An 11,020-nucleotide genomic window follows, 5' to 3' on the forward strand; every position below is an offset into this window, starting at 1 on the left:
ATGATATGACAGGGTGTTTCACTCTCATCTAACGCCGATCGCCCACAACCGTTAATCGAAACCGATCGGGCGGAACAAAGGTGATTCCCCGGCGCGCCGGACGAATTGGCCGATCGAGATTCGATACAAACTCACGCGAAGACACCACCGTTGCTAAAACGAGCTTCATTTCAAACATGGATAACGCCATCCCGATGCAGCTTCGACTCCCGCCTCCAAACGGTAAAAATTCAGAGGCGGAAAACTTGCGATCTAAAAAGCGATCGGGATTGAACCCGGCGGGATTTTCGTAGGTTTCAGGGCGACGGTGGGCCAAATAGACACAGGGGATTAAAATCGTTCCCGGTTGATATGTATAGCCTTCGAGTTCGATCGTCCGTTTCACCTTGCGCGGCTGCGAAATTAAGGCAATTGGATAAACCCGCAGCGCTTCCTTGCAGACTGCTGTTAAGTAGGGCGACTGCGAAAGCGCGATCGGATCGGGATTCTCGCCCAATTCATCCAATTCCTTCCGCAACCTAGCAAGGCATTCGGGAAACTGATGCAGCCAGTAAAACGCCCAAGTCAAGGCCGATCCAGTCGTTTCATGTCCCAATAACAACAGCGTCATCAACTGATCGCGTAATTCTCGATCGCCGAGGGATTCGCCGGTGTCGTCGCGGGCCATCATCAACACCGACAGAATATCCGTGCGAGACGAATCGAGAGAATGCGATCGCCTCTCGGCAATTTCCGCATAAATCAGCGAGTCAATCTCCGCCATCTGCTGCAAAAACTGCCCCCACGGACTCCAAGGCCCCAAATTTTGTTGCAACGGTTCAAAGAAAAATTGTAGGGAGTACAGCTCAGAGGTGATCGCCTCTAAAAGCTTGCTGAGCAATTGTTTCAGGCGTTCGTAGCGCTCTCCCGGCACTAATCCAAACACGACTTGCAAGATTACTTCCAGCGAAATTTCTAACATTTCTTCGCGGACTGCGATCGCATCTGGGGCTTTCCAGTCGATCGTGTGCTTTTGCGTCAAATCAACAATCAAATGCCCTTGACTGTGCAACTGTTCCCGATGCAGCGCGGGCATTAATAGCTGTCGCTGTCGCAGATGTCGCGACCCTTCATTCATTATTATGGATTCATTTCCGACCAGGGGGCGAAATACGTTGGTCACTTTGCCAAACTCAAAGGCATCGGCTAAGGTCGTAAACACCGCCTGAATCGCTTCTGGACTGCCCAGAAACACCACGGGGGGGGAAGCGGGCCCCAACACGCGGGCGGTAAATGTATCGCCGTATTTGGCCGAGTAGCGATCGAAAAATGCGATCGGGTCAGCTACCAGCGAAAGCGTTTGGAACAAAGCAGGAGAACGAGATCCGGTAGGCAGCGTCATTCGATTTTAGATTTTAGATTTTAGATTTTGGATTGACTTGCGCGAGATAAATTCGGGGGCGTGAGGATTTTAGATTTTAGATTTTGGATTGATTCCACGGATAAATCACGTGGCGGGTACCACCTTTGAAATTCTTGGTCATTGAAAAACTGGCGATACAGCAATATTTCTAGTGTATTATCGATCGACCTTGCAGCCTGAAATTTATCTGCGATCGATTGCGAAGGCAAGTAGCAAAAATAGTAATGCTATCGAGATCGATCGCAGATTGTATGGCTAGCTTCCCAGCCTAAACTGCTAAAAGTTGTAGTTTTAGATAAAATGGATGCTAGCGATCGTGTGTTTGGCTTTCTGCTCACGAAAATCAAATGACCGAAAGCATCCAGGATACAAGCCCCCGGATTCATTCCGAAAGCAGACTCAGGACCGGTGAAATAAAAAACCTGTATCCGATGAAACTTGCCGAACGTATTTATCTCGCGCAAGTCAATGCTTCAATTCTTTAATCTAAAATCTAAAATCTAAAATCTAAAATCTAAAATCGATTGACTTTGGGATACAATTGTTGTAAAAGCTGGTAGCCAGTTGGCTAAATTTGTTATGACATTAACATCCCGTGTTGTTCATAGCGACCCCGATATTCTGGGGGGAACCCCTGTTTTTGTTGGGACTCGTGTACCAATGAGAACCCTACTTGATTATCTTAAGGCTGGTGATTCATTAGAGGTATTTCTCGACCATTTCCCTAGTGTCAGTCGAGAACAGACAATTGCAGCTCTTGAATTAGCAAAGGAAATGCTGACAGCCTATGCGAATCCTGCTTGATGAATGTGCCCCACGACCTTTAAAACGTGAACTTGCTGATTACGAGATACGCACAGTTGTTGAAATGGGATGGTCAGGAAAGAAGAACGGTGAATTGCTGCTGCTTATGAGTCAAGAAGGCTTCACGATTCTGCTCACCACAGATCAAAATTTGCGCTATCAGCAAAACTTGCAGCAAGCTGGAGTTGCAGTCGTTGTTCTTGTAGCATCGAGCAACAGGCTTCCTGATTTACTTCCTCTGATACCAGATGCTCGTAACGTGTTGAATACCATTACTCCGGGGGAAGTGATTGAAGTCGGAGGTTATTAAAAGTTCTCTAGGCGACGCAGCAAAACAACGCCCATGCACCCCACCGCACAGAGGTTATGTGTTGGGAACGGAGGTAGTCTGCGGCGGGTAATTAACACCGTTAGATCGCTCTATTCCTGCGAGGGTGGGTTCGCAGATTGTACGGCTAGCTTCCCAACCTAACATGACTGTTTTACGCTCTACTCCCCAGCCATAGCCACCGATTTCTCCAGATTCTCGAATGACTCGGTGACATGGAATTAGATAGCCGATAGGATTGTTACCGATCGCATTTCCTACAGCTCTAGCAGCAGTTGGGCGTGCTACCATTTGAGCTATAGTTTGATAGGTCGCGATCGCACCAAATGGCAATTTCAAAAGTGCTCGCCAAACTTGAATCTGAAAGTTAGTGCCTTTTACCAAGAGCGTTAGTGCTTTTTGCTCGCTGAGAGTTTCTGAATTGAAAATCAGGTCACGCAATGATTGAGTGGCTTGCTCATCACGAATGATTTCAGCATTTTTCCAGGTCAATTGCAGTCTTTGTGCGGCGTTTTTTTCGTTTGTTGTATCCAAGAAATAAAGATTACAAATACCACGGGCAGTTGTCGCGATTAGAGATGTGCCAAAAGGGGTATCATGAATGCCATAGCGAATTTGTAAACCTGCTCCGCCTGCTTTGAACTCCCCTGGTGACATTGCTTCTAAGTTCACAAATAAATCGTGTAATCGTCCGGGACTCGATAGTCTCACGTCCAATGTTAGGTCGAGAAGGCTTTTAGTCTGAGTGATTTTTGACTTGGCATATTCAACTGTCAGATATTGCAAAAACCGCTTGGGGCTAATGCCGGCCCATTGAGTAAATAGTCGCTGAAAATGATATTCACTAAGTCCTATGTGCTGGGCCACAGTTGCCAGATTGGGCTGGTTTAGGTGGTGTTGTCGCATAAAGGCGATCGCCCGAGCAATCCGGTGATAATCTTCGCTAGCATAGACACTCGCATTCTGCATCGAAATCATCTAGTCTAAGTCAAGGGAATTTTGATGTTTCCTCACTTTAGCGATAGAGTAGGCTCAAAGCCACCCGTTTCTTGCGGTGAATGCAGCCAGTCAGCCGATTTTAGATTTTAGATTTTAGATTTTAGATTGAAGAGATTGAAGAGATTGAAGAAAGCGACCTCATTGCTAAACCCGGGGGCTTGCGATTTTAGATTTTAGATTTTAGATTGAAGAGATTGAAGAAAGCGACCTCCTATCGTTTCCGGTTGGGTGGGAATGATCGAGTCAAGGTCAATAATTCCACATTCCCCCACGGATCACTCCCCACTCCCCATCATTCCGGTGTTACCGGAATTGATATCACCCTCCGCGCAACTGCGTCACCAAGTGAACTAATTCGGGTAAAATTAGCTTTTCCACAGCTAGTTTCACGCCATTGCTAGATCCAGGAAGAGAAAAGACTAACTTGCCTTTATACACGCCTGCCACTGCCCGAGAGGCGATCGCCCTCGAACCAATTTCTTGATAGCTCAAAAACCGAAATATCTCCCCAAATCCCGGTAAAATCCTGTCTAGCAAACTCTCCATCACATCGTAAGTCGTATCTCGGGGAGCGATGCCCGTGCCGCCGTTAAAAATGATTGCATCCACATCTTCACGCTGGGAAAACGCCTGCATTTGCAATACAATTTTGGCCGCATCATCTTTAACAACAGTGTAAGCTACCACAGAGTGACCCGCATCTTTTAGCAGCTTCTTAGTTAACAAGCCGCTAGTGTCTGTTTCAGCAGAGCGCGTGTCGCTAACAGTAATGATAGCGCAATTTACGGTTATTTTAGATAAGTCGGGGTGAGGAATTTGCGTCATATTATAACAGATATTGAAGGAAAAAGGAAGAAGCAAGAAGGAAGAGGAAATCAGGAAAAGGGAAGAGGGAAGAAGTCATTAGTTAGTTGCGATTTATTGGTTATTAGTTATTCATTATCAAATAACTAATAACCAATAAGCTGTGGCGGCATTTAAATTGTATGTCCAAAAAAATTAAAGTCTTGTGGGTTGGGCGTCCCGCCCGCCCTGAATATACAATTTAAATGCGCGACAGCTTAACCAATGCCCCATATCCCATGCCCCATGCCCCATGCCCCATGCCCTATTCCCCATCAATTATGCCTTGCTAAATCCTAAGCCGTTTGATTCCGAGTAGCGTTCCATGAAACGCATAAATCGATCCCATTCTTCGGGACTTCTCATTAGATAAAGAGCTTCCAAACCAGCAGGCTGACCGTTGATGAACTTAGCCTTAACCTCGCGAGTGAGGAGTTCGCCTTCGTCGTCGATCATGTACATTCCAGTAATGTCTTCGGTACTGGTGCTGCTGAGAGCTTTGGGATTTTCAAAGATAAACGTGGCAGTGCCTTGAGCTCCCGTTTTAGAACGGGTTAGGCGCACTTCGGGTACAGCATCTTCGTCTATACCCCGAGAGAATTGAATTTTAGCCATAATCTGACAGTGGAACCTTAAGGATTGCTTAATTTCTTAATGTTTAATCATAAAACGATTCGGGTACTCGCAAATCAAGACTTGGGAGAGTGGAAGCGGGCGAGAGTTGGCGAGAGTGGGTGAGAGTGGGAAATCGGAGACAAGGGAGAGGGGAGATGGGTTGGTTCTTCTGAGATATTGCACCATTCTCAATAATCCTTTCAGGGCGGGCAGGATGCCCACCCCACAAGAAAATCTACTCTTTGTGGAACAGGCCGGAAAGCCTGTTGAGCGAGAATGGTGCAAGATGTGAGTTCTTTGTACCCCAAGTTATCCTCTCCCTTCTCTCCCAATTCCCTTAGACGATGTAAGGAGAGTTAATTGGCTCGGCCCGCTTTGTGGCTACCAGAGTTTGGTAGATGAGGGCGGATATCTCGCCGCGGGTGATGTCGTGGGCGGGGGAAAGCTTTTCGCGCGCGGGATAGTTGACCACGAGTTTGCGCTCTGTGGCGGTTGCTATCTCGTCGGTGGCAAAACTGGGAATCTGAGCTCGATCGACATAAACGCTCAAAGAATTGGGGTTGCCGCCGCCCAACTGCAAGCCGTTTACCAAAGATACGATCGCCTGAACTCTAGTCAAATTCTGCTCCGGGCGAAACGTGCTGTCTGGATATCCAGCCAAAAAGCCAGCTCGATTAGCTTGGTCGATCGCTCCCTTGGCCCAAAAATCCGCCGCCACATCCTTAAAAACCGTCGCCTCACGGCGCGGCACCAATTCAAACGCCTTCGCCAACATAGCCGCATACTGAGCTCTAGTTACAATCTCGTAAGGTTGAAAAGTGCCGTTGGGAAACCCGCTAACAATATTCATCTTTGCCAAGCGATCGATAAAATCCTTAGCCCAATGCGTGTTGGTGTCGCTGAACTGTAGCCCGCCAGGAGTCGGAGTTGCCGTCACATTGCCCAAATCAAATAAACCTTTCATCCGCGAAGAATTGAGCTGATTTCCCACCGCAGAAATCTTAACCCCAGTCGCGTTTTGCAAGTCTAATTCACCGTTATTCTGAAAAATATTGCCGCCCAAATCTTGAGCAGTACCAATATCTGGCAGCGACTTCCCCACCGCAGTCAAACCGTCTTCCGTATTTTTTTCGATGCGATTTTTGCGTAAAATCGGCTTAGATTCCCCTGCTAAAACTATACCGGAGCGATTTTCCAAAATTTGGTTATCAGCAATCAAAGGAGCCGACTGAGCTTGCAGAGAGATGCCGAAACCCGTCTTTTGAAAAATATTGCGCCGTATTACTCCCTTAGCAGTTCCCGCCATAATTACGCCAGCGGCTGAGTTTTCCACAAATATGTTGTCGAGAATCGCAGGATTAGCAGTGCCCGTGGCAAACACGCCTTCGCCCTTGCAAAGCGTGAAAGTGCCGTTAGCCACAGTCGGAGAAGTTGACTCAATCCAGACTCCCGTGCCGCGACTATCAAGATTAGTGACAGTTACTCCGCGCAATTGGGAATTAGTTGCTAGTAGTATCGTGATATTTTGGCCTGCTGCGGTGGGACTGACAAATTTGCCACTTCCTTGAATTAGAGTGCCTCTACCTTTGTTAGTTTCATTGCCAATAACTTTTACTCCCGATGGAATTTCCAAGGGGAATTTTTCGCCACTAGCAGCGCTGTAAGTTCCCGGTGATAACTGAATCGTAGTTCCCGATGCAGCGCGGGCGATCGCCCGCGCTATAGTTTTGAATGGAGCCGATTGGGTGCCGGCTGCGGAATCACTGCCTGTTTGCGGGTTGACGTAAAGTGTTGTCATGTTTTTGTTGAAGAGATAATTGGCGATCGAGCTTTTGTGCAATTTTCATTGTCTGTGAACTTGACCCCGAGTCTATATTCACATTTGATTGCGGAGATTATTTAATTGCACGATATCCGCAACATCACCCATCAGGAGTGGCAACCGCAAGGGGATTCGCCCTACAAAAGACTGTATTTTTCGTTCCCAGCAACAGCAGAACCAGACTTATTTAAGAAGTCCCGGATATAGGGATACTATTTTTTCCAGATGTTGCCAAAACCACTAAAATTTCGATCGCCTCCACCGGAAAATCGAACGTTTTGCTGTCATATTATGTCCGGTAGATTCCCTCCGCTTCGCTTCGCCCAAAATCAGGTAGGGGCGGGTTCACCAACAATATCTGCCAATAATTAACAATCTCAAAAACCCGCCCCGGCTGGGATATTATGGTCAATCGATCGGACATGATATCATGTACGATCGAGCGAGATTCCCTTGCCAAAAACCTTAACCGCTTCAGCCAAATCAGTTTCACCCATTAAAATGCAGCGTCTTAGCAAATCGATATCCAGCGTTTCCAATCCTGACAGTTGACTCTGAATTACTTGCTCGTAGCCATCTTCCCGGAGATGATACAGTCGCAGCGTGCCATCTTCCCAAAACCAGATTTCAGGCACGCCCAAAGCTCGATATTTTGGCAACTTGCTCAGTCCACCGCTAGTATAAACTACCTCGATCGACAAATCGGGAATCAACTTAGGTTCTCCCAAACAGAACGATTTGTCTGCTTGAGTAGAAGCTTCTCCCGTCTTCTCCTGCGTCATTGAACCAGAAGGGTAAAACTTAATACCTTGTTGCAGCAGAAAAGTGGTCACTAAGTAACCAATGATTTCCGAAAATTTTTCGTGTTGGAATCCCGGCATCAGAATCTCTATCGCCCCTGCAAAAAAAGACAACTTTATGCCAGGGGAATCTTCCGAAACCTTCTGGATTAACTTGAATTGCTCCCAAGTGCCGTTGAGCACCACTCGCCCATCGAGAATTTCGCGATCGAGAACTTGTGTCATTGACCCGCACCATTATCTCCTATCGGCATTATAACGCATTGGGCGATCGCTCCTAAAGAATCTCCATACAGCAATTGTAGCTTCAGAATCCGAACAGTTCTTTCTAGTTCCCAGGCTCTTCCTGGTAACGCATATTCCAAAGCTCTGTCTCGCCTTAATTCCCAGTCAATTTCACAATACAAGACGCATCCAAAACCACTACAATTTCATTCTGAAAAACAGCACAGCTTGTCATTGCTGAAGCTAAAGCGGGAATTTTCCCTTGTTTGAGAGAAAGCATCGCCTGCGGTGTAGAATCAAAGTCATCGATCCAGCCGTAGTCCTCTACATAATCAAGAGTCAAAGCATTGCGATCGAGCATCCAAAAATCAACTCCATATTGATTAATAAAATTTTGCAATACAGCTCGATCGGGAGTGTATTGAGCGCGAATTAAATCGTTAACTCGCTGCCGATATTTGCTGTAGTAGCCTTTCTGATACGGCACTGCATATTCCTTTGCCACCAGAACAGAACGCTGACTAAAGGTTGGCAAATTATCAGTCTCTGCCGCGATTGAAGCAATCAAGATATCTTTAGGTTGTTGCTCAAAAAATTTGTACAAACCCGGCATTTTACCTTCTACATACCCGACTGTGGGAAAATTTTCGACCAAGCAGGGATAAAGAACAACGGCGATAGCGATTGTGGCTGTCGTAATTAGTGCAACGATTTTTTTTACATCAAATGTTGTTGCGCTTTTTAATGCCAAATGACCGACTCCATCGATAATTAAAGTTAGGGAAATCGCACTTATAAAAACAATAATAAATCGCAAACTGTATGCCGTATAACGACCCGGTTGATACAGCTTAAAAATGGTAGCGTGAGCCGCAAGAAACATCGCCGAGGATGCTAAAAATAGCTGAAGCAAAAGCCAAATTTGGCGTTGAATCTGATTTGCTAAGGGAACAGCCGATCGCAAAAACAGCAGTAGCGGAAATAACAATCCGACACAGTGAGTTACAGGTGTAAACAGCGACTTGGGAAACATCCCGCTGCCCCGCCCTGTCAACCAATAATCTTTGGGGTTGGGACGAAAAAAAGCATTTCTGCCGTCTGGTGCAAATTCGCCCATTTGCTTCGCTTCTGCTGCGGTATAAGTTGGGCCAAATTCCGAGTTATCTAAGGCATAGGGCAGCATTACTAAAAAGATTAGTCCTAAACCTGTACTGCAAAATAGGTAATTTGTTCGATCGCCCGACAAGCGCAAACTGCCCTTTTCCCAGCATAGCAGGCGCAAAACTAAAATTCCAGCAGCAACCAAGGCGTAAGGAGGATAGAATAGTCCGATAAGCGCGATCGCCCCTAAACAAGGCAGCAAGGAACTGCGCGATAAATAATATAAAAAAGCCAGAAATATCGGATAGATAAAAGCTCTTGGCGTTGTGGAAGCCAAATCATCGGTCATCCACATATGCTGATTTAACAGCAAAGATGCAATAAATCCAGTCATCGGCACTGGCAGCATTTCTAGGCAAAGGCCAAAACAGTAATAAGTGGAGATTAAGCCGAGAAATAGTGGCAATATTTTGTGAAATAATAGCGGGTGAATGCCAATTGTTGCGGCTAATTTGTAGAGCGTGCTGTATCCTGCGGGGGCGACTGATTGAAAGTAATTAGCAATGAAATCGTTGGGGAATAATTCACGATCGACAAACCGCATCATCCAGAAAACGTGCTGTCTGGCATCATCTTGCACGATATACTGCCCGCTGAAGGCTTGCTTGAGTCCTAAAATAGCATAAACTGTGGCAAATGTCAAGCTCAGAGTCAAGCAAAATCTTGTGTGCGATCGCGATGTGCGATCGACTGTAGCAGTCAGAAATTTGTGCAACCGAGCTATTAATACCATTTGAGATTTTAGATTTTAGATGTTAGAATTGGGAATGACTGATTTTGACAAGTAGGATTATATTATGCCAGGTCAATTACCCCTAATAAAAAGTGTTTGCCGTAAGGAATAAAGTCCTCACGACAAACCGCTTTATTTTCAACTTTGCCCTATTTTAGATTATTTTCCAGCCCGCACACCCGCAATTTTAAGGCGAATCCGATACAGACTTGTACTTCCGGTAATATAAAGCGTTTTGCGATCGCTTTCTCCCCAGGCTAAATTAGTCGCCGTCTCAGGCACAGAAATCTTCCCCAAAAGCTTGCCATCCGGCGAAAAAATCCACACTCCCCCCGGCCCGGTGCTGTAAACATTCCCCTCTACATCAACTTTTAAACCGTCCGGAACTCCGCCTTGACTAGCATCTTTTAACTCCGCAAAAAGCTGCTCATTTGTAACAGTTCCGTCTGGTTTTACATCGAAAACGGCAATGTATCCCGATTCCGAATTGTTGACATAAAGTTTTTGCTCGTCTGGTGAAAAAGCGATGCCGTTCGGCAGCACCAAATCCTTAACCAGCAGAGTTAATTTTCCGTCGGGTGTCAGCCTGTAAACACCGTAAAAACCCAATTCTTCCTGGTCTTTACTAACACCGTAGGACGGATCTGTAAAATAAATGCTGCCGTCGGATTTAACCACCAAATCGTTCGGACTGTTGAGCCGCTTGCCCTCGTATCTATCCGCCAATGTGATAACTTTGCCGTCCTTTTCAGTGCGGGATACGCGGCGATTTTCGTGTTCGGCAGTAAGTAAGCGGTTTTCTTTGTCTAAAGTATTCCCGTTGGCTTTTCCCGAGGGGCGGCGAAATACCTCAACTTGCTGATTTGAGCCAAATTTATAGATAATATTGGCGGGAATATCGCTGAACAGCAAAAAGCCGTCTGGATGCCAAATCGGGCCTTCTATAAATTGGAAATCGCTAGCTACTTTTTCTAATTTCGCACTGTCATCAAGAATATCTTGCACGGCGTTTTTTTTCTCCCTGTTTTCCGTCTGGGCCGTCAACTTTGTTAAGTTACCCCTAAGTTTTTTGTTGGGGCTGCTGACAGCTAAACTTAATACTATCAACAACAAACTAATTGTAGCAATTTTGACTGTCATGTTTGCTCATAACTGAATTACTTCCTTCATACCATAAGATTACCTATCTCCTTCTTTACTTCTTCCTTTTTTCTTTTTGTACGACAAGAGCGCTATCGCGCAGCTTCAGTAACACGTCGAAAGCGGTTAGTTAACTCACTATTTTGAT

At 45.9% G+C, this 11,020-nt stretch carries 11 protein-coding genes; 2 read left to right on the plus strand and 9 right to left on the minus strand.

From position 1 onward, the window contains the following. Positions 1 to 28: 28 nt before the first annotated feature. The gene (locus QUA00_RS15635) at positions 29 to 1,381 is read right to left on the minus strand and encodes a cytochrome P450 (RefSeq protein ID WP_333410173.1); all 1,353 of its coding nucleotides are present in this window, start codon (positions 1,379 to 1,381) and stop codon (positions 29 to 31) included. Positions 1,382 to 1,981: 600 nt separating this feature from the next. Here QUA00_RS15635 and QUA00_RS15640 point away from each other — a divergent pair. Next, on the plus strand, positions 1,982 to 2,206 hold the full coding sequence (locus QUA00_RS15640) for a DUF433 domain-containing protein (protein ID WP_333041786.1): 225 nt from the start codon (positions 1,982 to 1,984) through the stop codon (positions 2,204 to 2,206). Further along, entirely contained in the window at positions 2,190 to 2,516 is a 327-nt protein-coding gene (locus QUA00_RS15645) for a hypothetical protein (protein ID WP_333143692.1), read from the plus strand. Before QUA00_RS15640 ends, QUA00_RS15645 begins: the two co-directional genes overlap by 17 nt. 54 nt (positions 2,517 to 2,570) lie before the next feature. Here QUA00_RS15645 and QUA00_RS15650 read toward each other — a convergent pair whose 3' ends face one another. The 8 genes from QUA00_RS15650 to QUA00_RS15685 all read right to left on the minus strand — a co-directional run bounded on the left by QUA00_RS15650 (position 2,571) and on the right by QUA00_RS15685 (position 10,872). After that, on the minus strand, positions 2,571 to 3,503 hold the full coding sequence (locus QUA00_RS15650; RefSeq protein ID WP_333143691.1) for a methylated-DNA--[protein]-cysteine S-methyltransferase: 933 nt from the start codon (positions 3,501 to 3,503) through the stop codon (positions 2,571 to 2,573). 348 nt (positions 3,504 to 3,851) lie between these two features. Next, positions 3,852 to 4,358, minus strand: a complete 507-nt coding sequence (locus QUA00_RS15655; RefSeq protein ID WP_333107700.1) for a MogA/MoaB family molybdenum cofactor biosynthesis protein — start codon at positions 4,356 to 4,358, stop codon at positions 3,852 to 3,854. A gap of 297 nt (positions 4,359 to 4,655) precedes the next feature. After that, complete coding sequence (gene psb28 / locus QUA00_RS15660) at positions 4,656 to 4,991, minus strand: photosystem II reaction center protein Psb28 (RefSeq protein ID WP_333143690.1); 336 nt, start codon at positions 4,989 to 4,991, stop codon at positions 4,656 to 4,658. Between the two features lie 337 nt (positions 4,992 to 5,328). Further along, complete coding sequence (locus tag QUA00_RS15665; protein WP_333410174.1) at positions 5,329 to 6,789, minus strand: DUF1565 domain-containing protein; 1,461 nt, start codon at positions 6,787 to 6,789, stop codon at positions 5,329 to 5,331. A gap of 452 nt (positions 6,790 to 7,241) precedes the next feature. After that, complete coding sequence (locus QUA00_RS15670; RefSeq protein ID WP_333410175.1) at positions 7,242 to 7,838, minus strand: Uma2 family endonuclease; 597 nt, start codon at positions 7,836 to 7,838, stop codon at positions 7,242 to 7,244. Next, positions 7,835 to 7,978, minus strand: a complete 144-nt coding sequence (locus QUA00_RS15675) for a hypothetical protein (protein WP_333410176.1) — start codon at positions 7,976 to 7,978, stop codon at positions 7,835 to 7,837. Before QUA00_RS15675 ends, QUA00_RS15670 begins: the two co-directional genes overlap by 4 nt. Before the next feature lie 14 nt (positions 7,979 to 7,992). Next, on the minus strand, positions 7,993 to 9,732 hold the full coding sequence (locus tag QUA00_RS15680) for a hypothetical protein (protein ID WP_333410177.1): 1,740 nt from the start codon (positions 9,730 to 9,732) through the stop codon (positions 7,993 to 7,995). A gap of 159 nt (positions 9,733 to 9,891) precedes the next feature. Further along, positions 9,892 to 10,872 carry an SMP-30/gluconolactonase/LRE family protein gene (locus tag QUA00_RS15685; protein WP_333410178.1) on the minus strand — a complete coding sequence of 327 codons (981 nt, stop codon included), beginning with the start codon at positions 10,870 to 10,872 and terminating at the stop codon, positions 9,892 to 9,894. Positions 10,873 to 11,020 lie beyond the last annotated feature (148 nt).

It is taken from the genome of Microcoleus sp. T2B6, assembly GCF_036700475.1.
GTDB lineage: Bacteria > Cyanobacteriota > Cyanobacteriia > Cyanobacteriales > Microcoleaceae > Microcoleus.